The 25,270-nt window shown below is 70.0% G+C and carries 19 protein-coding genes; 14 read left to right on the top strand and 5 right to left on the bottom strand.

What is annotated here, in order from left to right; all coding sequences use genetic code 11:
- The first annotated feature begins 10 nt into the window (after positions 1 to 10).
- A complete protein-coding gene (locus AC3B5T_RS00170) occupies positions 11 to 799 on the top strand; it encodes a ParA family protein (RefSeq protein WP_055475550.1) in 789 nt (262 codons plus the stop codon).
- A gap of 31 nt (positions 800 to 830) precedes the next feature.
- On the opposite strand, the gene AC3B5T_RS00165 is transcribed toward AC3B5T_RS00170, so the two are convergent.
- Both AC3B5T_RS00165 and AC3B5T_RS00160 read right to left on the bottom strand, forming a co-directional pair.
- Complete coding sequence (locus AC3B5T_RS00165) at positions 831 to 2,105, bottom strand: Rv3212 family protein (RefSeq protein ID WP_055475549.1); 1,275 nt, start codon at positions 2,103 to 2,105, stop codon at positions 831 to 833.
- A gap of 16 nt (positions 2,106 to 2,121) precedes the next feature.
- Positions 2,122 to 3,732: a DEAD/DEAH box helicase gene (locus AC3B5T_RS00160; RefSeq protein ID WP_055475609.1), complete on the bottom strand. Its 1,611-nt coding sequence runs from the start codon at positions 3,730 to 3,732 to the stop codon at positions 2,122 to 2,124.
- A 287-nt stretch (positions 3,733 to 4,019) separates the two neighbouring features.
- Between AC3B5T_RS00160 and AC3B5T_RS00155 the strand changes: the two genes are divergently transcribed.
- Positions 4,020 to 4,733 carry a ferritin-like fold-containing protein gene (locus AC3B5T_RS00155; protein ID WP_083207443.1) on the top strand — a complete coding sequence of 238 codons (714 nt, stop codon included), beginning with the start codon at positions 4,020 to 4,022 and terminating at the stop codon, positions 4,731 to 4,733.
- Positions 4,734 to 4,858: 125 nt separating this feature from the next.
- Positions 4,859 to 5,089: a DUF3107 domain-containing protein gene (locus tag AC3B5T_RS00150; RefSeq protein ID WP_004023442.1), complete on the top strand. Its 231-nt coding sequence runs from the start codon at positions 4,859 to 4,861 to the stop codon at positions 5,087 to 5,089.
- A gap of 78 nt (positions 5,090 to 5,167) precedes the next feature.
- On the opposite strand, the gene fasR is transcribed toward AC3B5T_RS00150, so the two are convergent.
- Positions 5,168 to 5,902, bottom strand: a complete 735-nt coding sequence (gene fasR, locus AC3B5T_RS00145; RefSeq protein ID WP_055475548.1) for an HTH-type transcriptional activator FasR — start codon at positions 5,900 to 5,902, stop codon at positions 5,168 to 5,170.
- A 66-nt stretch (positions 5,903 to 5,968) separates the two neighbouring features.
- Between fasR and AC3B5T_RS00140 the strand changes: the two genes are divergently transcribed.
- The 8 genes from AC3B5T_RS00140 to AC3B5T_RS00105 all read left to right on the top strand — a co-directional run bounded on the left by AC3B5T_RS00140 (position 5,969) and on the right by AC3B5T_RS00105 (position 15,973).
- Positions 5,969 to 7,012 (top strand): DUF3152 domain-containing protein, encoded by a 1,044-nt coding sequence (locus AC3B5T_RS00140; protein ID WP_055475547.1) that lies wholly within the window; start codon positions 5,969 to 5,971, stop codon positions 7,010 to 7,012.
- A 58-nt stretch (positions 7,013 to 7,070) separates the two neighbouring features.
- The gene (gene moeZ / locus AC3B5T_RS00135) at positions 7,071 to 8,279 is read left to right on the top strand and encodes an adenylyltransferase/sulfurtransferase MoeZ (RefSeq protein ID WP_055475546.1); all 1,209 of its coding nucleotides are present in this window, start codon (positions 7,071 to 7,073) and stop codon (positions 8,277 to 8,279) included.
- 85 nt (positions 8,280 to 8,364) lie between these two features.
- Positions 8,365 to 9,219 carry a TIGR02569 family protein gene (locus AC3B5T_RS00130; protein ID WP_055475607.1) on the top strand — a complete coding sequence of 285 codons (855 nt, stop codon included), beginning with the start codon at positions 8,365 to 8,367 and terminating at the stop codon, positions 9,217 to 9,219.
- Between the two features lie 237 nt (positions 9,220 to 9,456).
- Positions 9,457 to 10,962, top strand: coding sequence for a nitrate/nitrite transporter (locus tag AC3B5T_RS00125; RefSeq protein ID WP_055475545.1), 1,506 nt, complete (start codon positions 9,457 to 9,459; stop codon positions 10,960 to 10,962).
- A 37-nt stretch (positions 10,963 to 10,999) separates the two neighbouring features.
- On the top strand, positions 11,000 to 13,588 hold the full coding sequence (gene nirB, locus AC3B5T_RS00120; RefSeq protein WP_083229296.1) for a nitrite reductase large subunit NirB: 2,589 nt from the start codon (positions 11,000 to 11,002) through the stop codon (positions 13,586 to 13,588).
- Positions 13,585 to 14,022, top strand: coding sequence for a nitrite reductase small subunit NirD (locus tag AC3B5T_RS00115; RefSeq protein WP_055475543.1), 438 nt, complete (start codon positions 13,585 to 13,587; stop codon positions 14,020 to 14,022). The genes nirB and AC3B5T_RS00115 overlap by 4 nt, the downstream gene beginning before the upstream one ends.
- Positions 14,023 to 14,027: 5 nt before the next feature.
- Positions 14,028 to 15,212 carry a uroporphyrinogen-III synthase gene (locus AC3B5T_RS00110; RefSeq protein WP_055475606.1) on the top strand — a complete coding sequence of 395 codons (1,185 nt, stop codon included), beginning with the start codon at positions 14,028 to 14,030 and terminating at the stop codon, positions 15,210 to 15,212.
- 17 nt (positions 15,213 to 15,229) lie between these two features.
- A complete protein-coding gene (locus AC3B5T_RS00105; RefSeq protein ID WP_055475542.1) occupies positions 15,230 to 15,973 on the top strand; it encodes a sirohydrochlorin chelatase in 744 nt (247 codons plus the stop codon).
- 86 nt (positions 15,974 to 16,059) lie between these two features.
- On the opposite strand, the gene AC3B5T_RS00100 is transcribed toward AC3B5T_RS00105, so the two are convergent.
- Together AC3B5T_RS00100 and AC3B5T_RS00095 are read right to left on the bottom strand one after the other, a co-directional pair.
- A complete protein-coding gene (locus AC3B5T_RS00100; protein ID WP_055475541.1) occupies positions 16,060 to 16,362 on the bottom strand; it encodes an MGMT family protein in 303 nt (100 codons plus the stop codon).
- A gap of 23 nt (positions 16,363 to 16,385) precedes the next feature.
- The gene (locus tag AC3B5T_RS00095; protein ID WP_055475540.1) at positions 16,386 to 17,162 is read right to left on the bottom strand and encodes an alpha/beta fold hydrolase; all 777 of its coding nucleotides are present in this window, start codon (positions 17,160 to 17,162) and stop codon (positions 16,386 to 16,388) included.
- Between the two features lie 108 nt (positions 17,163 to 17,270).
- Between AC3B5T_RS00095 and AC3B5T_RS00090 the strand changes: the two genes are divergently transcribed.
- The 3 genes from AC3B5T_RS00090 to AC3B5T_RS00080 all read left to right on the top strand — a co-directional run bounded on the left by AC3B5T_RS00090 (position 17,271) and on the right by AC3B5T_RS00080 (position 25,260).
- Positions 17,271 to 20,708: an ATP-dependent helicase gene (locus AC3B5T_RS00090; RefSeq protein ID WP_055475539.1), complete on the top strand. Its 3,438-nt coding sequence runs from the start codon at positions 17,271 to 17,273 to the stop codon at positions 20,706 to 20,708.
- Positions 20,701 to 24,090 (top strand): ATP-dependent helicase, encoded by a 3,390-nt coding sequence (locus AC3B5T_RS00085; protein WP_055475538.1) that lies wholly within the window; start codon positions 20,701 to 20,703, stop codon positions 24,088 to 24,090. Before AC3B5T_RS00090 ends, AC3B5T_RS00085 begins: the two co-directional genes overlap by 8 nt.
- 99 nt (positions 24,091 to 24,189) lie before the next feature.
- Positions 24,190 to 25,260: a potassium channel family protein gene (locus tag AC3B5T_RS00080; RefSeq protein ID WP_010843944.1), complete on the top strand. Its 1,071-nt coding sequence runs from the start codon at positions 24,190 to 24,192 to the stop codon at positions 25,258 to 25,260.
- The last annotated feature ends 10 nt before the right edge of the window (positions 25,261 to 25,270 follow it).

Here is a 25,270-nt window from a genome sequence, read left to right as displayed (position 1 = left end):
AGTAGGGCGCATGACGCGCATCCTCGCGATTGCCAATCAGAAGGGTGGGGTCGCCAAGACCACCACGGTGGAGTCCCTCGGTGCCGCCCTCGCCGATCTCGACGTCTCCGTCCTCGTCGTCGATCTCGACCCGCAAGGGTGTCTCACCTTCTCGCTCGGGCACGATCCCGATCAGCTCACCTCCTCGGTCCACGACGTGTTGCTCGGTGACGAGGAGATCGCCGATGTCCTGCTCGACACCGAGGACAAGGTCACCCTGCTGCCGGCGACCATCGACCTGGCCGGCGCCGAGGCGCTGCTGTTGATGCGCCCCGGGCGGGAGTATGCCCTCAAGCGTGCACTCGCGGAGGTGAGCGAGGACTTCGACGTCGTGATCGTGGACTGCCCGCCGTCGCTCGGTGTCCTCACGCTGAACGGTCTCACCGCGGCCGACGAGGTGATCGTGCCGCTGCAATGTGAGACGCTCGCCCATCGCGGCGTCGGACAGTTGTTGCGCACGGTCCGGGAGGTCCAGCAGATCACCAACCCGAACCTCACGATGTTGGGTGCGGTGGCCACCCTCTTCGACGCCCGGACCACGCACAGCCGCGACGTTCTCGCCGACGTCGCCGATCGGTACGACCTGCCGGTGCTCGACCCGCCCATCCCGCGCACAGTGCGTTTCGCCGAGGCCTCCGCATCCGGGACGTCGGTCATGCGGGGGCGAAAGAACAAGGGCGCGACGGCATATCGCGCGCTCGCCGAGAATCTGTGGAAGCACTGGGAGGCGGGCGCCGAGGTCGGCACCTTCGAGGTCTGAGTCGGGTCTGAGGTCCGGGGGGCCGTGGGGGTCAGCCCGGACCGAAGGCCTCGATCCGGGGTCCGTGCTGTTCGACGACGATGTCGCCGAGGACACGCAGACTCACCACGGGCGCGGCCGGTTCGCTCCGGGCGAGCGGGATGGACCGGATCTCCCGGCCGGTCGCGACGTCGCGGACGCTGATCCCGGTGGTACTCGGCAGCAGGAGTTGTCCCGCCATCATCTGGCCGGGTCCCAATGTGCCGGGGACCTGGTAGATCGGATTCAGTGTCTGGGCATTCAGGACGACGGTCGCCTTCCCGGTCCAGTAGGTGACGATCCCGTCGGAGGAGATCGGGGCGCTGCCGGCGGGTGGCGTCGAGTCGCCTGCGACGGTGTTGGTCCCCGCCGCGTTCGCGTCGGTGTCGAACCGGCGGATCGCCGGCCCGCTCTCGGCGTCGAACGTGGGCGGTTCGGCCGGTGCGGCGCCACCGTCGTACACGGCGATCCCCGACGACGACATCGCGATGACCACGGGCGGCGGTCCGCTCACGTCGCCGGTGATGAGGGTCGACCCGTACTGTTCGACCTTCTCGTCGTCGCCGAGTACCGCGCCGAGGACCGTGAGCCGATACCCGGGGTCGTCGGCGCAGCGTTCGACGACGGCCACGCGGTCTCCCGACACCACCGACGAGAACAGCTCGCAGTCGACGCGATCGGGCGCGTCCTCCGGTCGGACCGGCGCCTCGACCCGGCCGTATTCGATTCCGCGAACGAGATTGGAACCCCAGGTCTCCATCCGGCGGGGGCCCTGCGCGACGACGTACCCCGAGTCGGTCGCGAGCCGGACCTCCGGGTCGGCGTCGCTGGTGCGGGCGCCCTTCCGGCTGCCGGTGCCCGCATCGAGAGCGGTCACCTCCGAGCAACCGCGGCTGTTGCGGTACACGGCCAGCGCCATATCGGCGCTCCCGGTCCAGGCGGTACCGACCGCACACAGGTCGAGATCGCGGCTGTACGACCAGAGTTCGCGACCGGTGGCCGGGTCGTGCCCGACGACCCGTCCGCCGTTCCCGGTGACGACGGCGGAGGTGCCGATCGCCGGGGCGCGGGTGGCGTCGGAGTCGGCCCGCCAGCGTGCGACGAAACTCGCGGGCACAGACTGTGCCGGCTGCACCGCGGCGGGTTCGGCCGCGGCCGGCACGCTCACGGTGTGGCGAACCGGGCTGAGGGCCCAGGCGGTGACGCACAGGGCCGCGACGACGACCACGATGGCCGCGGTGACCGCGAGATCGATCGGGCGGCGCCGTTCGGGCCTGACTCGTGCCACGCGGGTCAGCCGGTGGTCAGTCGGCGACAGCTGCTGTGGACTCCGGCGCGCCGGCGTCGGACGCGGCGGTCTGCTCGCCGGCGGGCTTGCGGTTGGCGCCACCGCGGCGACGACGACGGCGGCGCGGCTTCGCGGTGCCGTCGGCGGCAGGCGTTCCGGCGTCGGCGCCGGACTCGGTCGTCGTGGTCTCGGTTGTCGCGGACTCGGCAGCCGATTCGGTGGACGTCCCATTGGCGTCCGTTTGTCCGCCCCGGGTGCGACGGCGGGTGCGGGTCGAGCGCTTGCGCGGCTCGCGGTCCGCGCGCGTCTCCCGGGTCTCGTCGGGGTCGCGCGGCGGCTTGGCGGCGGCGATCCGGCCCGTCTTCGACTCGTCGATCGACAGGTCCGACCGGAGGTGTTCCGACGTCGAGTAGGTCTCCGGCGGATCGGGGATACCGAGGTTCAGCGCCTTGTCGATGAGCTCCCAGCGGTGCAGCTCGTCCCAGTCGACGAGGGTCACCGCGATACCCGTGCGCCCGGCGCGACCGGTACGGCCGATGCGGTGCACGTAGGTCTTGTCGTCTTCGGGGCACTGGTAGTTGATGACATGGGTGACGTCGTCGATGTCGATGCCGCGGGCGGCCACGTCGGTGGCGACCAGCACGTCGATGGTGCCGTCGCGGAACCGCTTGAGCGCCTTCTCGCGGGCGACCTGGCCGAGATCGCCGTGGACCGCGCCGACCTTGAAGCCGCGCTCGGCGAGGTCGTCGGCGACCTTCTGCGCGGTGCGCTTGGTGCGGGTGAAGATCATCGTGGCGCCGCGACCCTCGGCCTGCAGGATGCGGGCGACGAGCTCGGCCTTGTCCAGCGCGTGCGCCCGGTAGGCGTACTGCTTGGTGCGGTCGTGGACCGCGGAGTCGTTGGCGTTCTCGGCCCGGATGTGGGTCGGCCGGTTCAGGAACGTGCGGGCCAGGGTGACGATCGGACCGGGCATGGTCGCCGAGAACAGCATCGTCTGACGAGGCGCCGGCAATGCGGACATGATGCGCTCGATGTCGGGCAGGAAGCCGAGGTCGAGCATCTCGTCGGCCTCGTCGAGGACCAGGATCGACACCTTGCCGAGGACGAGGTGGCCCTGCTGGGCGAGGTCGAGGAGCCGGCCCGGGGTGCCGACCACGACGTCGACGCCGGACTGCAGTTCGGCGATCTGCGACTCGTAGGGACGGCCACCATAGATCGAGGTGACCTTCAGGGGGCGCTTCGTGCCATCGGCCAGGGTGACCTCGAGCGACGGCGCCGCCACCTGGAGATCGCCGGTCACCTGCACGCACAGCTCGCGCGTGGGCACGATGATCAGCGCGCGGGGCGTGGTGTCCAGCGGACGGACCCCGGACTCCTCGGCATGGGCGAGCCGGTGCAGCAGCGGGATGCCGAAACCGAAGGTCTTGCCCATGCCGGTGCGGGCCTGGCCGATGAGGTCGTGGCCTTCGAGCGCCAGCGGCAGGGTCAGTTCCTGGATCGCGAAGGTGTGGGTCTTGCCGTCTGCGGCAAGGGCCGAGACGATACGGTCGTCGACGCCGAGCTCGGCGAAGGTGGGGGCGGTGTGGGTGTCGTCGACGATGGTCGTCTGCACGGCGGAATCGCTCATGTGCGGTTGTGTGCCTTTCTGGGCCGGTCTGCGCGCGATGTGTTTCGGTGCGCGCACGGAGAAGGCTCGAAAGTGCACGCGCATATGTCGTAGTGGCACCGGGGATGTGACCGGGTATCGCGAGGAACTCGCAGTTCGGCGAGCAACGCCGTCGTCACATCCACACGCTCGCGCCGGCGAGCACGCGCTCCACGCGCAGCTCAGCGGGCAAGCGACGGGGGGTCCCGTCGGAGTGCACCGCCGTCGAGTGTACTTGGTGCCCCGCGGCGGCCCGCTACCATCACCTCATGGCGCCTGCATCCGACCCGTCCGAGTCGACCCCGTCACCTGCGACGTCCACCTCGGTGGCGTCGGCCGAGATGCGGGATTCGGCGATCGGGAAGCTGTTCGCCGTGCTGCTCGCCGGCGAGTTCGCCGCGTTCCACCGGCTCATCGAGGAGTCGGCGATGGCGCCGGATGTGCCCAGCCGCATCGCGATCGCCCGGATGGCGGCCTCCGAGGTCGGCCACTTCGACCGGCTCGCCGAGCGGGTGGAGGCGATGACCGGCCTCGGCGCCGCGGAAGCCGTCGAGCGCTACCGTTCGGTGTTCGATCAGTATCACCGCGCGACGACGCCGAAGACCTGGTACGAGGCGCTGGTCAAGGCGTATGTCGGCGACGGACTCGCGGCCGACTTCTACGCCGAGCTCTCCGACATGCTGCCGCCGGACTCGCAGGCCGTGATGGCCGAGGTGATGTCGGAAACCGCCAACTCCCAGTTCGCCCGTGACCAGGTCCGGGCGGCGGTCGAGGCCGACCCGTCGATCAAATCGGCCCTGGTGCTGTGGGGCCGCCGGCTACTCGGCGAGGCCATCACCCATGCGCAGTGGGTTCTCGCCGCCGAGGAAGAGGTCACCGATCTGCTCTTCGCCGGGGCCAGTTCGCTGACCGGCGTCGCCGGGTTCTTCGACGTCGTCGCCGGCAAACACGCCGAGCGGATGGCCGACCTCGGCCTCGCCTGACCCGGACCTGACCACGGCGGTCTCGGCCGACGGTGTTTCGCTCTGAGCGGAGTGGCTGTCCCGCCGTACCCCGGCTGCACTAGCCTTGTGCGGCAAGCGTTGACAGACACCGAGGAGGGCGGCACATGGCCGTGGAAGTGAAGATCGGCATCACCGACAGCCCGCGGGAGCTCACCATCGCGTCGACCCTGACCAGCGACAAGGCCTTCGCCGAGGTCGAGGCGGCACTGGGTGGCAAGCAGCAGCTGTTGTCCCTCGTGGACGACAAGGGCGCCCGCTACCTCATCCCGGTCACCAAGATCGCCTATGTCGAGGTGGGCGCGTCGGAGAACCGCCGCGTCGGATTCGGTTCCTGACCGGCCGCACAACCAGATCGACGAGAAGGGGCCTGTACGCCGGATGGCGTGCAGGCCCCTTCTCGTGCCGCAAGTGGTTCAGGCGGTGCCGTTGACAGTCGGCCCGCTCGGCTCGCTCCCGGCGCCGGTCGCATCCGGCTGCGCGTCGGCCACACTCGGCTCGACAACCGGCTGCGCGTCAGCCGACGCCGTCTGTCGCGGGAAGTGCGACAACCCGCCCCAGAGGAGAGCGACCGTGGTGTCCACGGCGGTCTGCTTGTCGACCGGGCGCTTGGCCTCGAGCCAGTAGCGGGCGTTGACCTGGCTGGCACCGACGAGCCCCGACGCGAGCATCCGCGAACGGTACGGATCTAGACCGGAATCGTGCATGACCAGGCCGTACACGGCGTCGACGCACGCCTCGGTCGCGCCCTCCACCCGGCGGATGACGGCGGGATCGGAGGCGTCGGAGGAGAAGATCAACCGGTAGCCCGAGTTGTCCTGATCGATGAAGTCGAAGAAGGCCTGGACCGCGGCACGGACGCGCTTGAGGTTGTCGGTGGTCGTCCGCAGGGCGGTGTTGACGTCGCTGACCAGCTTCTCGGCGTGGCTGTCCACGACCGCGATGTAGAGGTCGAGCTTCGACGGGAAGTGTTGATACAGAACGGGTTTGCTCACTCCCGCGTGCACCGCGATCTCATCCATGCCGGCCGCGTGGTAGCCGCGTTCGACGAAGATCTCACTGGCCGCGTCGAGCAACTGCATACGTCGTGCGCTGCGCGGCAGGCGAGTGCTGCGGCCGGGCACGGCGGACGCGTTGGTTGCGGTCGACATGCCCAAGAGAGTACTCGGCGGAGCTTCCTGCGCAGTATCGGTGGTCTGCTGTGAGAAAGTTGACCGGTGAGCCGCACAGAGGACGGTGGCCCCGGGTCCGAGCGTGGCCGGGTGCGTGCCAAGGATGTCGGCCCGAGATCGTCGGGACGCCCCAGACCGGACCAGCCGCTACGAGCGCGCTGGGACCCGACCGACGACAGCGGACGTCCCCGCGTCGACCGCGATGCCCAGCCGGAATACAAGAAGCAGTCGGCGCTCGGGCGGTTCGTCTCGACCTATGGGTGGCGTGCCTATGCGATCCCGGTGCTCACGATCCTGACGATCGCGCTGATCGTCGTCACCATCCGGGACGGCCGGACCGATGCGCTCGAGCCGGCGGCGGCCGCCAGCCCCGACTCCGCGGCGCGCAACACCGACATCAGCAAGGAGACCCGCCCGATCGGTGCCCCCACCGGCGACATCCAGGCGGCCGCGCTGCCCGCCGGGACGCTGCCCCAGGGCGGCCCGTTCACCGACCGGGCCCGCAAGACGTTCCGGGTCCTGCGCGGCGGCGGTCCGCCCGTCGGCACCGGCGGGCAGGTGTACACCTACACGGTGGAGGTGGAGAACGGCCTCAACCCGCAGGACTACGGCGGTGACCCGACCTTCGCGAAGATGGTGGACACGACGCTCGCCAACCCGCGCAGCTGGATCGGCGACGGCCGCGTGTCCTTCCGCCGTGTCGACCGCGGCGAACCCGACCTCCGCATCTCGCTCACCTCGACCGGCACCACCCGCGAGTTGTGCGGCTACCAGATCCGCCTGGAGACCTCGTGCTATTACCCGCCGCAGGCGCGGGTCACGCTGAACGAAGCCCGATGGGTGCGCGGTGCGCTGTCCTATCAGGGTGACGACGTCGCCTACCGGCAGTACCTCATCAACCACGAGGTCGGTCACGGCATCGGCTACGAGGCGCACGAGGCGTGCCGCGAGGACGGCGCGCTCGCGCCGATCATGATGCAGCAGTCCTTCGGCGTCGCGAACTCCGAGATCATGGCTCTCGACCCACAGATGAAGGCCAACCGGACCTTCGTGTGCCGTCCCAATCCCTGGCCGTTCCCCACCCGCTGACCGGGAATGCCGCCGCGGACTCATCCGTTGTGCCGGGGGTACGTAGTCAGCCCGAACAATGGAGGCGTTCGTGTCATCGCAAGGGTCGCCCACAGGGTCGCTGCCGCCGCTGGTGGAACCGGCCGCGGAACTGAGCAACGAAGAGGTGGCCCGCTACAGCCGTCACCTGATCATCCCGGACGTGGGGATGGACGGTCAGAAGCGTCTGAAGAACGCCAAGGTGCTGGTGATCGGCGCCGGCGGACTGGGTTCGCCGACACTGCTGTACCTCGCTGCGGCGGGCGTCGGGACGATCGGCATCGTCGAGTTCGACATCGTCGACGAATCCAACCTGCAGCGCCAGGTCATCCACGGCCAGTCCGACATCGGCCGGCCCAAGGCCGAGAGCGCGCGGGACTCCATCCTGGAGATCAACCCCTTCGTCACCGTCAACCTGCATGACCAGCGGCTCGAGCCCGAGGGTGCGATCGAACTGTTCTCGCAGTACGACCTCATCCTCGACGGCACCGACAACTTCGCGACCCGGTACCTGGTCAACGACGCCGCGGTCCTCGCGCACAAGCCCTACGTGTGGGGGTCGATCTACCGCTTCGAGGGTCAGGCCTCGGTCTTCTGGGAGGACGCCCCCGACGGCCGCGGTCTCAACTACCGCGACCTTTACCCGCAGGCACCGCCGCCCGGGATGGTGCCGTCCTGCGCCGAAGGCGGTGTACTCGGCATCCTCTGCGCCTCGATCGGATCGATCATGGGCACCGAGGCCATCAAGCTGATCTGTGGGATCGGCGAGCCCCTCCTCGGTCGTCTCATGGTGTACGACGCCCTCGACATGACCTACCGGACCATCAAGATCCGCAAGGATCCGGAGGGTGAGCGGATCGCCGGTCTCATCGACTACGACGACTTCTGCGGTGTCGTCTCCTCGGAGGCGTCCGACGCCGCCGCGGGGTCGACGCTGACCGCCGTCGAACTCAAGCAGAAGATCGACGCGGGCGAGAAGCTGGCGATCATCGACGTCCGGGAGCCCGTCGAATGGGACATCGTCCGCATCGACGGCGCGACCCTCATCCCGAAGGGCGACATCCTCTCCGGCGAGGGTCTCGCCAAGGTGCCGCAGGACCGGCCCACCGTGCTCTACTGCAAGACCGGCATCCGGTCCGCCGAGGCGCTCGCTGCGCTGAAGCGAGCCGGTTTCGCCGACGCCACGCACCTGCAGGGCGGCGTGACCGCGTGGGCGAACCAGGTCGACAAGACGTTGCCGGTCTACTGAGCCCGGTCATCGATCCGCACGTCGGTGCGGGTGGTTGCCGCGTGCCTTCCGGAAACGGACTACCGCGCTCGGTAATCTGGCCGACGTGAACACCGTCGAGCCGCCCGGACACGTGTTGAACACGTTCGGGCTCACCGCCCACCCGCCCATCGCGATGGGGGAATCGTGGGTCGGCGGGTGGCGTGTCGGCGAAGTCGTGCTCTCACTGGTTCCCGACCACGCGCGCGCCGCGTGGTCGGCGTCGGTGCGCGAATCCCTGTTCGTGGAGGGGATGCGCATCGCGCGTCCGTTCCGCGCCACCGACGGCCGGTATGTGGTGTCGGGCTGGCGGGCCGACACCTACATCGCCGGGACGCCCGAACCGCGGCACGACGAGGTCGTCCTGGTCGCCGACCGGCTGCACGAGGCGACCGCCTCGCTCGAACGGCCCCGGTTCCTGCTGCAGCCGCCTGCTCCGCCGCACACCGACGTCGACGTGTTCACCGCGGCCGATCGTGCCGCCTGGGAGGACGTCCCGCTGCGCTCGGCCCGGGCCGCCGGTATGGCCGAGCCGACCGCACCCGACGGTGTGCAGAGCGTCGACATGCTGAAAACCCTTGCGAAGCTTCGTAAGCCGGTGGACCTGCCGTCTCAGGTCGTGCACGGTGACCTCTTCGGCACGGTGCTGTTCGCCGGTGCCGCGGCCCCGGGGATCACCGACATCGTCCCGTATTGGCGGCCCGCCCCGTGGGCGGCGGCGGTCGCGGTGGTCGACGCCCTGGCGTGGGGTGGTGCCGACACCGAACTCATCCAGCGATGGTCGGATCAGCCCGAGTGGCCGCAGATGATGCTGCGGGCGACGATGTTCCGGTTGGCCGTCCACGCGCTGCACCCGCGGTCGACCTCGGGCGCACTGCCCGGGTTGCAGCGAGTCGTCGAACATGTACGTTTACTCGTATAACCGCAGCTCACAGCCCTGACTGACCGCTGACAGGGTTCTCACAACGCCCGTGTGACGGAGTGAGGACAACGTGACGATGCGGTCACCTCGCGGAAAATCCGCGCAACACGCCCCCTCCACACTTGGTCTCGAGTCGCACGACACCGGTGTCGGCGTCTTCCACGACAGCCACCACTGCACGCAGCCCTGTGCACGGCAGTGACACCACGTAGACCAGCAACCATCGGAGGCGGAGCCTTGGCATTCGCAGATCTCAGAGCACAACTGACACGGGACCACACGATCACCGACTGGGACCCGGAGGACCGGGTCGCCTGGGACAACGGCAATGCCGCGATCGCCAAGCGCAATCTGATCTGGTCGGTCATCTGTGAGCATGTCGGATTCTCGATCTGGTCCCTGTTCTCGGTGATGGCCCTGTTCATGGGCCCTGAGTACGGCATCAGCATGGACCAGAAGTTCGTCATCGCCGCCACCGCGACGCTGGTCGGTTCTTGCCTGCGTATCCCGTACACGCAGGCCACCGCCAAGTTCGGCGGCCGCAACTGGGCGATCTTCTCCGCCGTCGTGCTGCTCATCCCGACCGGGCTGACGATGATGCTGATGATGAACCCGGGCGAGTTCGGGTTCGGCTGGTTCCTCGCCGTCGCGGCCATCACCGGTTTCGGTGGCGGCAACTTCGCGTCGTCGATGACCAACATCAACGCGTTCTACCCGCAACGGCTGAAGGGCTGGGCGCTCGGACTCAACGCCGGCGGCGGCAACATCGGCGTGCCGGTCGTGCAGGTCATCGGTCTGCTGGTCATCTGGCTCGCCGCCGACCAACCCGAGATCGTGTGCGCCATCTACCTGGTCGCCCTGGCCGTCGCCGGTATCGGTGCCGCCCTCTACATGGACAACCTGGACCACCAGACGGCCAGCGGCCGGGCGATGCTCGACTGCCTCAAGTACCGCGACACGTGGCTGATCTGCCTGCTCTACATCGGTACGTTCGGTTCCTTCATCGGCTTCGGGTTCGCGTTCGGCCAGGTCCTCAACATCAGCTTCACCGAGGCCGGAGTCGCGAAGCCGGCGCTGGCAGCAGCGCAGATCGTCTGGATCGGTCCGCTGCTGGGGTCGGTCATCCGTCCTTACGGCGGAAAACTGGCCGATCGCGTCGGCGGCGGCAAGGTGACGCTGTACACCTTCATCGCGATGGTCTTCTCCGCGGCGATCCTCGTGGTCGCCGGCACGATCGCCGACAACAACGGCAAGACGATCACCGGCGCCACGTTGACGGCCTTCATCATCGGCTTCATCCTGCTGTTCCTGCTCTCTGGCCTGGCCAACGGGTCGGTCTACAAGATCATCCCGACCATCTGGGAGCACAAGGCGCAGGCGCAGAGCGGACTGAATTCGCTCGGGAAGACGAAGTGGTCGCGGAGCATGTCCGGCGCGCTCATCGGGATCGCCGGTGCCGCAGGCGGTCTCGGCGGTGTGGGTATCAACCTGGTGCTGCGCGCCAGCTACCAGTCCAACAAGTCGGCGACGATGGCCTTCTGGGTGTTCATGCTCTTCTACGTCCTGGCAGCGGTCGTGACCTGGTGGTTCTACGCCCGGCGCCCGATCGTCATCGCGGAGACCACCGATCTCGCGGTCACCGGTGCCCATGACGAAACGGCACCGACTGTCGACGGGACCGCATCGACCGGTGCTGCCGCCGAGGGCACCGACAAGCAGGCAACCAAGGAAGCGCTGGCCTGATCCTCACGGGACCGGCGAGGCAAGGGAGCAAAGAGCAGTGAACAGCGAAACCGCAACGCGCACAACCAAGACAGTTGTGGTGGTGGGCCATGGCATGGTCGGTCACCGCTTCGTCCAGGCGCTCCGCGAGCGTGACGCGACCGACCTGTGGCGTATCGAGATCGTCAGCGAGGAGATCGACCCGGCCTACGACCGGGTGGGGCTGTCCTCGTATGTCGGTGCCTGGCTTCGGGATTCTCTCGCACTCGAGGGGAACACGTACGCCGGGGACGATCGGGTCGTCACGCATCTGGGCGAGACCGTCACCGGCATCGATCGAGACGCCCGCCGGGTCGTCACCTCGAGCGGTCGCGAGATCGACTACGACGCAGTCGTTCTGGCCACCGGTTCCTACGCTTTCGTCCCGCCGGTTCCCGGCCACGACAACGACCGGTGCTTCGTCTACCGCACCCTCGACGACCTCGACGACATCCGGGCCGCGGCCGAGGCCGCCGGTCCGGGTGCGACGGGTGTGGTCGTCGGCGGCGGCCTGCTCGGACTCGAGGCCGCCAACGCACTCAAGCTCATGGGGATGACCCCGCACGTGGTGGAGTTTGCCCCGCGTCTGATGCCGATGCAGGTCGACGAGGGTGGCGGCGCGATCCTGAAGAACCTGGTGACCGAGCTCGGACTCGAGGTCCACACCGGGATCGGGACGTCGGAGATCGCCGACGCCGAGGACGGCGGCCTGCGGGTCACGCTGTCCGACGAGTCGACGATCGACGCCTCGCTCGTGGTGTTCTCCGCCGGCGTCCGACCGCGCGATCAGCTCGCTCGGGACGCGGGACTGGCCGTCGGCGAGCGCGGCGGCGTGCTCGTCGACGCCGGTTGTGGAACCGACGACGAGAACGTCTACGCCATCGGCGAGGTCGCCGCCGTCGAAGGCCGCTGCTACGGCCTCGTCGCCCCCGGTTACTCGACCGCCGAGGTGGTCGCCGACCGTCTGCTCGGCGGGACGTCGGAATTTCCCGGTGCCGACCTGTCCACGAAGCTGAAGCTCCTCGGCGTCGACGTGGCCAGCTTCGGGGATGCGTTCGGCACCACCGAGAACGCGCTGGAGATCACCTACCACGACGCGGTCGCCGGCCGGTACGCGAAGATCGTCGTCAGCGACGACGCGAAGACGCTGCTCGGCGGAATCCTGGTCGGCGACGCATCGGCCTACGCGATGCTCAAGCCGATGGTCGGCCGGGAGATCCCGGGCGACCCGGCGGCCCTCATCGCACCCGAGGGCGGCGCTGCGGTGGGTATGGACGCACTGCCCGACGACGCGGAGATCTGCTCGTGCAACGGCGTCTCGAAGGGTGCCATCTGCTCGGCGATCGCCGACGGCGCGTGCGACATCGCCGCGGTCAAGGGCTGCACCTCGGCCGGCACCACCTGCGGTGGCTGCCTGCCCAGCATCAAGCAACTGCTCGCCGCGTCCGGGGTCGAACTGAGCAAGTCGCTGTGCGACCACTTCACCCAGTCGCGCGCCGAGCTGTTCGAGATCGTCGCGGTGACCGGTATCCGCACGTTCTCCGAACTCGTCGACCGGTACGGCAGCGGGCAGGGTTGCGAGATCTGCAAGCCGACGGTCGCGTCGATCCTCGCGTCGACCTCCAGCGACCACATCCTCGAGGGCGAGCAGGCCGCGCTGCAGGACACCAACGACCACTTCCTGGCGAACATGCAGAAGAACGGCTCGTACTCGGTCGTGCCGCGGATGCCCGGTGGCGAGGTCACGCCCGAGCAGCTGATCGTGATCGGTGAGATCGCGCGCGACTTCGGGCTGTACACCAAGGTGACCGGTGGGCAGCGGATCGACCTGTTCGGTGCGCGCGTCGATCAGTTGCCCGAGATCTGGCGGCGCCTCGTCGACGCCGGGATGGAGTCGGGGCAGGCGTACGGCAAGAGCCTGCGGACGGTGAAGAGTTGCGTCGGTTCGACGTGGTGCCGGTACGGCGTGCAGGACTCGGTCGGCATGGCCGTGCTCCTGGAGAAGCGGTACCGCGGACTGCGCTCACCCCACAAGATCAAGTTCGGGGTCTCGGGATGTGCCCGCGAGTGCGCCGAGGCGAGGGGCAAGGACGTCGGCGTCATCGCCACCGAGCACGGCTGGAACCTCTACGTCGGCGGCAACGGCGGCCAGAGCCCGAAGCATGCGGTGCTGCTCGCCAGCGGAGTGGATGACGAGACCCTCGTCGCCTACATTGATCGGTACCTCATGTTCTACATCCGAACCGCCGATCGACTGCAGCGCACGGCGCCGTGGCTGGAGTCGCTCGAAGGTGGTCTCGACCATCTGAAGGACGTGGTGTGTGAGGACAGCCTGGGGCTCGCCGCCGAACTCGAGGAGGCGATGGCCCGCCACGTCGGCGGTTACCAGGACGAGTGGGCCGCGGTGCTCGCGGACGAGGACAAGCTGAAGCGGTTCGTCTCGTTCGTGAATGCGCCCGATGTCGTCGACCCGACGATCCGGTTCTCCGAGTACGAGCGCAAGGCGCCGGTGCTGCTCGACATGCCGGCGGTCCGTCCGGGTGCGACCGCTCCGTCGGGCCCCGATGGAGTGAGCGAGCGACCGGTGAGAGAAGGAGTGCCCACATGACCATCGCGCCAGGGGAGGCCGACACCATGTCCGCAGAGACGACACCCACCGGCGCCGCCACGGAGTGTGAGGGGAGCTGGGTGCGCGCTTGTTTGATCGACGACCTGATCGTCGGTCGCGGCGTCGCCGTGCTGGGTCCCGAGGGTGTGCAGGCCGCGCTGTTCCGTCTGCCCGCCGCCGAGTCCGATCGCGAGGCGGCGCCCGGGCGCTCCCGCCTGTACGCGATCGGCAACATCGATCCGTTCGGTCGCGCCGCGGTCCTCTCCCGGGGACTCACCGGCGACCGCGGGGGCGAACCCACCGTCGCCTCGCCGCTGGGTAAACAGGTCTTCGCGCTGCGCACCGGGATCTGCCTGGACGACGAGACGGTGTCGGTCCCCAGCTACGGTGTGCGGGTGGTCAACCGCATCGTCGAGGTGTTCTTCCCGGCGTGAACACCATGACCCCCGCCGGTGCAGACCCTGCCGGCGCAACCTCACCGGACCCCGACCCGTTGCCGCTCGCCGGTTTCACGATCGGGATCACCGCCGCGCGTCGCGCCGAGGAGTTCGCGGTACTGCTGGAACGACGCGGTGCCGAGGTGATGCAGGCCCCGACCATCCGCATCCTGCCGCTGGTCGACGACACCGAACTCGAGCGGGTGACCGAGGAACTCATCGCCCACCCGCCCGAGGTGATGGTCGCCACGACCGGTATCGGCTTCCGCGGGTGGGTCGAGGCCGCCGACGGGTGGGGTAACGCCGAGGCCGTCCTACGGGCGCTGTCCGATAGCCGGCTGATCGCACGCGGCCCGAAGGCCAAGGGCGCGATCCGGGCGGCGGGGCTGCGCGAGGAGTGGTCGCCGGAGAGCGAGTCCTCCTCGGAGGTCCTCGACCGGCTGCTGGAAGAGGGCGTCGACGGCGTCCGGATCGCGGTGCAGTTGCACGGTGCCACCAGCGAGTGGGAACCGCTGCCGGACTTCTGCACGGTGCTGCGCGCCGCCGGTGCCGAGGTGGTGGCGATCCCGGTGTACCGCTGGCATATGCACCCCGACGTGGCGCGCATCGACAAGATGATCGGCGCGGTGCTCCGCGGCGATCTCGACGCGATCACCTTCACCAGCGCTCCGGCGGCGGCGTCGATCCTGACCCGTGCCAAAGAACTCGGCAAGCTGCAGCAGTTCATCCACGCACTGCGGACCGCGGTACCGGTCATGTGCGTGGGCTCGGTGACCGCCAGTCCGCTGGAGGCGCTGCAGATCCCGACGATCTACCCGCGCCGGTTCCGTCTCGGCGCGCTCGCGCGCCTGATCACCGACGAACTGCCGCGGCGGAGCCACCTGCTGCGGGTCGCCGGGCACGACACCGCCATCCGCGGCCAGGCGGTCGTGGTCGACGGTGAGCTCCGGGAGATGTCGGCGACGAGTCTGCTCCTGCTCAAACTGTTGGCCCGCAACCCCGGTCGCGTGGTCTCGCGGCAGGAGTTGCTCGCCGGTCTGCCCGGCGACAGCTCCGACACCCATGCGGTCGAGGTCGCCGTCGCGCGACTCCGTGCCGCACTGGGGGATTCGAAGATGGTACAAACCGTCGTCAAGCGTGGTTACCGGCTCGCGGTCGACCTCGAGTACGACGCCGAAGACGAGTGAGAAGGAAGCGAGAACACATGCACGACAACCATGTACGGCTTCCGCACGGTGACCGGTTGCAGGGGTACAGCCCCGTCCTGGTCGCGCACGGGACCCGCAACCCGCACGGGGTCAACGTGATCGCAGAGATCGCCGAGGCCGTCAGCGCCCGCATCGGGCTCACCCGCACCGCATTCGTCGACGTCCTCGGACCGACGCCGAGCGAGGTCATCGCCGACCTGGAACGTCCGGCGGTGCTGGTGCCCGCGTTCCTCGCCTCGGGCTACCACGTCCGCAAGGACCTGCCCGAACACGTCGCGGCCGCCGGCCGGGCGGACACCGTCGTCACCCGGGCGCTGGGTCCCGATCCGGCCATCGCCTCGGTCGCCCGACTCCGGCTGGCCGAAGCGGGCTGGGAACCGGGCGACGCGGTCGTGCTCGCCGCCGCCGGGTCGTCGGACGAGAGTGCCTGCGGGCAGGTTCATCTGGCCGCCCGGCAGCTGGAATCGCTGATCGGCGGACGGGTCGAGGTCGGGTTCATCACGACCGCGACCCCCACTGTGCCCGAGGCGGTCGAGCGGGCCCGGCGCACGGGACGGCGGGTCGTGATCGCCAGCCACCTCCTCGCCCCGGGCCTGTTCCATCAGCGCCTGAGCACCTACGGCGCGGACGCGGTCGCCGCACCCCTGGGGCCGGACCCCAGGATCGTCGACCTGATCGTCACGCGGATGCGTGCGGCCATCAGTCCGTACCGACGTGTGCCGGTCCCGCGCCACGTCTGAGCTGCCCCGCAAACCCACCCTTTTTCGGCATATCCAGCACCCTCCAAGGGGTGGGTATGCCGAGAACAGGTGGGTTTGCGGGTCGGTCACGTGGCGGGGTCCCACCGGCACTCGCGCAGTCGGATTCGCCCGTCGGTGACCGGAACACCCTCCGCCCGCAGCCGTTCCAGCTGACGAGTCGCGAGATGCGGCGCCGGCCGGCCGCCGGCGGGCACCACACGGTGCCAGGGCAGGTCGGCCGAATCGGTCCGCATGATCCAGCCGACGATCCGCGGGCTCGACAACCCGGCCGCGGCGGCCAGGTCGCCGTAAGTGCTCACCTGGCCGGCCGGAATGGCCGACACGAGTGCGCGGACCTGTTCGACCTGCTCCTCGGTGATGGCTGCCATCGTCGCCTCGACAGATGTCGTCGCTACAGCAGCGATCGGACCAGCGCGGCCGCGAGCCCGGGCTCGAGGAACGGCACCATGTGGCCGCAGTCGGCATGGTGGACGGTGACCTCGTCGCTGCGCTCGCTCGCGCACGCATCGAGGAAGGCCGGCCGCACGAACGGGGGCTGGACCTGGTCGGCGACCACCACGTGGGTGGGCACACCTGGCGGCGGAAGCACTGCGGGCCTTGCCATCTCGCTCCACGACGCCGCTGCGGCGGGTGCGCTCACCCGCCAGCCGACCCGGCCGCGCGGCCGGGGGACGAGGTGTTCGGCGAGTTCGGCCTCCATGAGCTGGTCGGGAACGGAGGCCCAGCCCTCCGCACGTTTCGCGGCGCGGGCGGTGTCGGCATCCGCGTAGTCCCAGTTGTCGAGACTGTCGGTGGCCACGTCGAGCGCGAATTCGGGGTCGAGGCCCTGCGCGGGGTCGAGCAGCACCAGCCCCTTCACCGCATCCGGGCGGCGGTTGGCCAGGTGCAACGCCAGCGCGCCACCGAACGAGTGACCCACGACGACCACCGGATGCTCATCGGCGGGGATGTGTTCGTCGATCACCGCGGACAACGCCCGCACCTGGTGCTCGATGCTCCATGGCGGTCGCCACGGGGACCGGCCGTGACCGATCAGATCCGGCGCGACGAGGCGCACGCCGGGGAGGTGATCGGTCAGCGCTGCCCAGCGGCGGCCGTGCCCGGTGAGTCCGTGGATCGCGAGAACCGCAGGACCGCTGCCGAAGACATGCGTGTTGAGAGCTGTCACCCGTCCATCCTGCCGTACGCCGCGCGGCGGACTCTGACACAGGTCGCGGGGACACAGGTCGCGGGCACGGCCGACGAGGCCGTCGGTGGGCCGTGATTCGATGGGTGCATGAGTCGGAAACCGGGTGCCCAGACCCCGCGGAGCGCGCTGCGTGCGCGACTCGTCGCGGCCCCCGACCCGACGGACCGGACCCGGTACTGGCCACCGTCGGTGGCGCAGGTGATCGACCCGCCCACGAGTCGGCCGGCGGACGAGGAGCAGGCGTGGCGCCCGGTGCGGGTGCACGGCGGCCCCGGGAGCGGAAAGACCGCGCTGATCGTCGACGCCGCGGTCGCCCGCCTGCTCGACCCCGCCACCGATCCGGAGTCGGTCCTCGTCCTGGCGTCGAGCCGACGCGCCGCCGTCGCGCTCCGGGAGGAGATCACCCGGCGCGTCCTGTCCGCGGGCTCGAGCGGTCGCCGGGTGCTCGGCGGTGCGCTGCGCGAGCCACTGGTGCGGACCGTGCACTCCTACGCCTTCGCGATCCTCCGCTTACAGGCGCAGGCCCACAACAATCCGCCGCCGCGCCTCATCACGGGGTCCGAACAGGATGTCGTCCTGCGTGAACTGCTCGCCGGTGACATCGAGGACGGCGCCGGGTACTGGCCTGCCCACCTACGGCCCGCGCTGGGCACCGACGGGTTCGCCCAGGCGTTGCGCGACCTGATGATGCGCGCCGCCGAACGCGGGGTGGGTCCGGAAGAGCTTGCCGCGCTGGGGCGTACGCACAAACGACCGGAGTGGGCCGCGGCCGCCCGGGCCTACGCGCAGTACGAGCAGAACATGCTGCTGCGCGGGGCGGTCGGGCTCGAGACCCCGGGGGCCTCGGCGCCCGCGGTCGACGCGGCCGAATTGATCGGGTCGGCCCTGTCGGCCTTCGCCACCGATCCCGACCTGCTGAGCGGCGAGCGTCGTCGTATCCGGCATCTGCTGGTCGATGACGCGCAGCATCTCGACCCGCAGGCGGCGCAGCTCATCACGCTGGTCGGCACCGGAACCCTCTCGACGATCATCGCCGCCGACACCGACCAGTCCGTGTTCGGATTCCGGGGTGCGAGTCCGCGATTCGCGGACGGGCTGGCCGAACCGGGCAGCCCGCTCGACATCCTGCTGGAACACGATCACCGCGCCCGGCCCGAGCTGTCCCGCCTCGGGCGCGCGATCGCCGCCCGGCTGCCCGGCGCTCGCCCGCACCCGTATCCCGACCCGGTGACGGATTCGGCCGACGCCGACCCGGGCGCGGCCGATGGGGGAGGCGCGGCCGCGGTGCGCGTGTACGGGTCTGCCGCGAAAGAGGCCACCGCCATCGCCGACCTCCTGCGGCGTGCGCATCTGTTCGACGGGGTCCCGTGGTCGCAGATGGCGGTCGTCGTCCGGTCGGTGTCACTGGCCCTGCCGCCGCTCCGACGCGCCTTCCGGTCCGCGGGCGTACCCCTGACGACGCCCGCGAGCGACCTGCCCCTGCATCGGCAACGAGCCGTCATCGGACTGATGCTGGTGCTGCGCGCCGTCGCCGCGCGGGCGGCCGCGGGAGCAGATGCCGACCTGCCCGACACCACCGACCCGGAGACCACCGACCTGTTCACCAGCGAGCTCTTCAGCACCGAGGACACGCTCACGTTGCTGTCCGGTCCGATCGGGGCGGCCGACCCGGGCTCGATGCGCCGTCTCCGACGCGGTGTGCGGCGTCTCGACGATGCCGATGACCCAGCAGGACAACCGGATTCGCTCACGTCGCTGACCCGCGCCATCCTCGACCCCGAGGTCGGCGCGCGCTATCGCCGACGGCTCACCGAGACCGAGGCGGCGCCGCTGGCCCGCGTGCTGGACGTCGTCGGTGCGGCCCAGCGGGTCCATGACGCGCGCCGCGGGATCGAGGAGACCCTGTGGGCGGCGTGGCAGGCCACGGGACTCGAGCGGCGGTGGGCGGCGTCGGCGGTTCGCGGCGGTCCGGCCGGCGAGCAGGCCGACCGCGACCTCGACGCGGTCATGGCGATGTTCGAATCCGCCGCGGACTTCTCTGACACACTGCCCGCGGCCGGGCCCGCCGGATTCGTGCACTACCTCTCCCAGCTCCAGATCCCGCGTGACACCCGGACAGCCACCGCGACGACCGACTCGGTGACGGTGCTGTCCGCACACGCCGCGGTCGGACGCGAATGGGAGGTCGTCGCCGTCGCCGGCGTCCAGGACGGGCTGTGGCCGTCGTTGCGCAGCCGCGGCGGTGTTCTCCAGACCGGGCAACTCGTCGACATCCTCGACGGCATGGCCGCCGACGCCGTGGACACCGTTGCCCGCGGGGCGACGGCGCTCGCCGACGAGCGCCGGCTCTTCCTCGTCGCCTGCACCCGGGCGCGTGGCCGGTTGCTCGTGACCGCGGTCGAGGACGGCAGCGGGGACGCGTCGCCGTCGCGGTTCATCACCGAACTCGCGGACCTGGTGGGTGATGCCGACGATCCGGCCGAATCCGCCCGCGCCGAGATCCGACTCGATCCCGGCGTCGACCGGGTGCTCTCGTTGCCCTCGTTGGTCGCCACGCTGCGATCGGCGGTGATCGCCGGGGCCGACGAGCCCGACGCGCCTCGCACCGAGGCCGCGGCGCGCCTGCTGGCCGAGCTGGCCGATTCCGACATCCCGGGCGCGCATCCGCGCGACTGGTTCGGGCTCGCCGCGCCCAGCACCGACGAGCCGCTGTGGACGCCGGAGTCGGGGGCGCTGACGCTGTCCCCGTCGAATGTCGATGCACTGACCCGCTGTTCACTGCGCTGGGTGCTCGAACGCAATGGCGGCCGCGACGGCGACGGCACCCCGGCACTGACCGGCAGCCTCGTGCACACACTCGTGCAGGCAGTCGCCGGTCAACTCGACCCGGCCGAGGTGACCGCGGCGCTGCGCGGCATCTGGGAGCGGGTCGACACCGGGGCGGGTTGGTACTCAGCTCGCGAACTCGAACGCGCGGAGAGCATGCTCGGGCACTTCCGGGAGTGGCTGCGCATCTCACGCACCGAGCTCGAGGAGGTGGGTGTCGAACTGCCGGTCGACGCAACCATTCCCGCTGACCCCGGGTCGGAGTCCGACGAGCCCGCGGTCCGTCTCCGCGGGCGCGTCGACCGCCTCGAGACCGATGCCGACGGCCGGCCGGTCGTCGTCGACGTGAAGACCTCCAAGAACCCGATCACCAAGGCCGACGCCGACGAGCACGCCCAGATGGCGGCCTACCAGGTGGCGTTGGCGCACGGCGGGGTGCCGCAGTTCGGCGATGCCGCCCCGGGCGGTGCACGACTGGTCTACGTGTCGACCGCAAACCGCAATTCCGGTGCGGCCGAACGTATTCAGCCGCCGCTCACGCCGGAGTTGCTCGACGAGTGGATCGGGGTGGTGCGCCGCGCGGCGCGGGCGAGCATCGGACCGACGTACACCGCGACACCCAATCCCGGTTGTGTGCACTGCAACCTCACCACCAGTTGTCCCGCGCAGATCCCCGGAAAGGCGGTGACCGATGACTGACCTCCAGGACCGGACCGAGCGTCCGATCGTCGGGGCGAAGTCACTGGCGGCGGCGCTGGGCCTGCCCGATCCCACGCCCGAGCAGGTCGCGGTGATCGAAGCACCCATGGAACCGATGCTCGTCGTCGCCGGCGCCGGTGCCGGCAAGACCGAGACGATGGCCTCGCGTGTGGTGTGGCTGGTGGCCAACCAGCTCGTGGCCCCCGACGAGATCCTCGGCCTCACGTTCACACGCAAGGCCGCGAGCGAACTCGGTGCCCGTATCCGGCGCCGGCTCTCGATGCTCGCCGGGTCGCCGGCGCTGCGGAACTGGGATCCCGACGGCGCGTTGGGCGCCCGGCTGCGCGGTGCCGACCCCGAGGTCAGCACCTACCATGCCTACGCCGGCCGGCTGATCGCCGATTACGGGCTGCTCCTGCCGGTGGAACCGTCGTCGACCCTGCTCACCGAGACCGAGCTCTGGCAGCTGGCGTTCTCACTCGTGTCCGCCTGGCCGGGCGAACTGAACACCAAGAAGGTGCCGGCGAGTGTCACCGAGGCGGTCCTCAAGCTGTACGGCGAGATGTCGGAGCACCTCGTCGACATCGCCGACCTCGCCCAGGCGGGTTCCACGCTGTACGACCTCGTCGACACCCTTCCGAAAGGTCCCAAGCAGCGCGACAAACCGACTCAGGCGCTGCTGAAGGTCAAGGAGGTCATCGACGAGCGCCGCGAGCTGATCCCGATGGTGATCGCGCTGGGGGAGACGATGCGCTCACAGTCCGCGCTCGACTTCGGCAGCCAGATGTCGCTCGCCGCGCGGCTGGTGGTGTCCAATCCCGAAGTCGTGACGGCCGAACGGACCGCCTTCCGCGCGGTCCTGCTCGACGAGTACCAGGACACCGGTCACTCGCAACGGGTGCTGCTGTCGACGCTGTTCGGCGGGCACGGGCGCGCACCGGTCGCGGTCACCTCGGTCGGCGATCCCATCCAGTCCATCTACGGGTGGCGAGGTGCCTCGGCGGCCAACCTGCCGCGGTTCGCGCGTGACTTCCCGCGTCCCGACGGGACCCCGGCCCGGCGCCTGGAACTCCTCACCAGCTGGCGGAATGCGGCCCAGGGCCTGCGGCTGGCCAACCAGATCTCCGAAGAGCTCCGACGCCGCGGTATCCCGGTCAGCGTGCTCCGGCCTCGCCCCGACGCCCCGCACGGAACGGCGACGATCGCCCTGACCGAGACCGTCGTCGACGAACGGAACTGGATCGCCGACGCGATCGAGGAACGGTACCGGGGGGCGGAGGCCGCGGAGGTGGCACCTCCGACCACCGCGATCCTGGTGCGGCGCAACGAGGATTCGGCACTACTGGCCGCCGAGCTCGAGAGTCGGGGCATCCCCACCGAGGTGGTCGGCATCGGCGGGCTGCTGCATGTCCCGGAGATCGAGGACATCGTCGCGACCCTGCGCGTGATGGCCGACCCGATGGCCGGGACCGCGGTCATGCGCCTGCTCACCGGGGCACGCTGGCGGCTGGGCGCCAAGGACCTCGCCGCGCTGTGGCGGCGGGCCACCACCCTGGCGGCGGAGAGTTTCGCCGAGGCGGGCGGGGTGGTCACCAGCAGAGAGGCGCTCGACGCGGCCCTCGACGCCGTGCTGCCCACCGAGATCGTCGACCGGGCGGGCATCGCCGACGCCGTCGTCGACCCGGGCGAGCCGACCGACTACAGCCCGGAGGGCTACGCGCGCATCCGGGCCTTCGGCGCGCAGCTGGAGTCACTGCGCCGCCGCATCGGTCAGCCGCTGCCCGAACTCGTCGCCGACGTGGAGAACACGATCGGTGTCGGCGTCGAGGCGCAGATCCGTGCACGCCGCATGCGGGGCGCGATCACCGGTCGCGAACATCTCGACGCCTTCGCCGACTACGTCAGTCACTACGCCGATCGCCAGGGCGCGAACCTGCCCGGTCTGCTGGCTTTCCTCGATGCCGCCGAGACCATCGAGAAGGGCCTGGAACCGGGACGCATCGAGGTGGCCGAGCAGCGCGTGCAGATCCTCACCGTGCATGCGGCCAAGGGGCTCGAATGGGATGTCGTCGCGATCCCGCACCTGGCGAAGGGCATCTTCCCCAGCGCCAAGGCCGACACCACGTGGCTGGGCAGCGCGCGTGAACTACCGGCCGACCTGCGCGGCGATCTGGCCATCCCGGCCGAATCGGCCGACGGTGCGCCGGAAGGATTTCCGCTCCTGAAGATCGACACCGTCGCCGACCGCAAACAGCTCGAGGACGCCCTGACCGACCACAAGGCGGCGATCGGTGAACGGCGTCTCGAGGAGGATCGGCGGCTGCTGTACGTGGCCCTCACCCGTGCTCGGCACGACCTGCTGGTCTCGGCGCACCACTGGTCGGAGACCGGTGACAAACCGCGCGGCGGATCGGATTTCTTCGAAGAGCTGATGGTCGGCATCGACGAGGCCATCACCGACCCGAGCGTCGATTCGACCGGTCTGTCGGTCGCGGTGCGCACGCCGCCACCCGAACCGGACAGCCCGAACCCGTTGGCCGAGCGCGCGATCGCGGCGCCGTGGCCGCGCGATCCGCTCGGCGGACGCCGCGACTCGGTGCAGCGGGCGGCCGACCTGGTCACCGACGCCATCACCGCACGCGCAGCGCCCGCCCTGTTCGACGCCCCGGCCGGTGACGCCGGGTCCGCCACCGCTCCGCCGCCCGATCCGGCGGACGAGATCGGCGCATGGGAAGCGGAGGTGTCGGCCCTGCTCGCCGAGCACCACCAGGCCAATCAGGCGCTCGTCGAGGTGTCCCTGCCGACCCACCTGTCGGTCAGCCAGCTCGTCGAACTCGACGCCGACGAGGCCGAGTTCGCCCGTCGGCTGCGCCGCCCGACACCGTTCCGGCCCAACCCGATGGCGCGGCGCGGCACCGCCTTCCACGCGTGGGTGGAACGCTGGTTCGGGGCGACACGACTCCTCGACATCGACGAGTTGCCCGGCGCGGCAGACGCGACCGCGAGTCCGGACGCCGATCTCGAGGAGCTGCGGGAGGCGTTCCTGTCCTCGCCCTGGGCGAATCGCAGTCCCACCGAGGTGGAGGTGCCGTTCGAAACCGTCATCGGCGGGATCGTGGTGCGTGGCCGGATCGACGCGGCCTTCGCCGAGAAGGACGGTTCGTGGACGGTGGTGGACTGGAAGACCGGAGTCGTCCCCGAGCCCGCCCGCCGGGAGTCGCTGTTCATCCAGCTGGCCGCGTATCGCCTGGCGTGGGCGCAACTGGCCGGGGTGGAGACGACCAAGGTGCGGGCCGCGTTCCATTACGTGCGCGACGGGCACACCCTGGAGGCCGACGATCTGCCCGACGAGGCCACCCTCGCCGCCAAGCTCGCCCGATGAGGTCCGCGTCGAGAGGTTGGTCCCGCCAGATGAGTTGCGATGCGCCGAGGTGGGCTACATTGCAGCGTGTGAGCGAACTCGACGGGCGCGAGCGCGCCGGTGGCTAGCCGTCTGCGCCGACGTTTCGGCGGTACCGAGCTGGCCAACCGGCCCGACCATGCACTGGTCGGTGTCGTCCGTATCCCCGAACTGCAGCAGAGTCCGAGCCGGGCGATCGGCCGGCGCGTCTTCTGGGCAACCCTCGCGCTGCTGTTCACCTCGGTGGTCGTCTGGCTGGATCGCGCCGGTTATCGCGACGCCCAGGACAACGAGCTGTCGTACCTGGATGCGCTGTACTACTCGGCGGTGACCCTCTCCACGACCGGCTACGGCGACATCACGCCGATCACGCCGTTCGCCCGTTTCATCAACCTCGTCATCATCACGCCCTTGCGCGTGCTGTTCCTGATCGTGCTGATCGGTACCACCCTCGAGGTGCTCACCGAACGGTCGCGGCAGGCGCTCAAGATCCAGCGTTGGAGGAATACCGTGCGCAATCACACCGTGGTCATCGGTTATGGCACCAAGGGCCGCACCGCGGTTGACGCGATGCGGGGTGACGGCATCAAGCCCTCCGAGATCGTCGTCGTCGACGCCGACGCCACCGTGCTCGAGGCGGCCGCCTCCGACGGGCTGGTCACGGTGCGCGGCGACGCCACCAAGTCCGACGTCCTCCGCCTGGCCGGTGTCGCCCACGCGACGAGCATCGTAGTGGCCACCAGCCGCGACGACACCGCGGTCCTCGCCACGCTCACCGCCCGCGAACTCAATCCGCGGGCGAAGATCGTCGCGTCGATCCGGGAGTCGGAGAACACCCATCTGATGCGTCAGTCCGGCGCCAACTCGGTCGTGGTGTCGTCGGAGACCGCCGGCCGCCTGCTCGGGATCGCGACGATGACCCCGTCGGTGGTCGAGGTGATCGAGGATCTCCTCACCCCGGACGCCGGGTATGCCATCGCCGAACGGGAGGTCGACCCGACCGAGACCGGCGGATCGCCCAGCCACACCCGCGACATCGTCCTCGGCGTCGTACGGAACGGTGTGCTGCACCGCGTCGACGACAGCGCGGTCGAGCAGATCGAGGTCGGCGACCGTCTGCTGTACGTCCGCAAGAGCCCCAACGACGACTGACCGATCCGCT

This window comes from Gordonia sp. G4, assembly GCF_057770005.1.
This window is presented reverse-complemented; position numbering and strand designations above follow the sequence as displayed.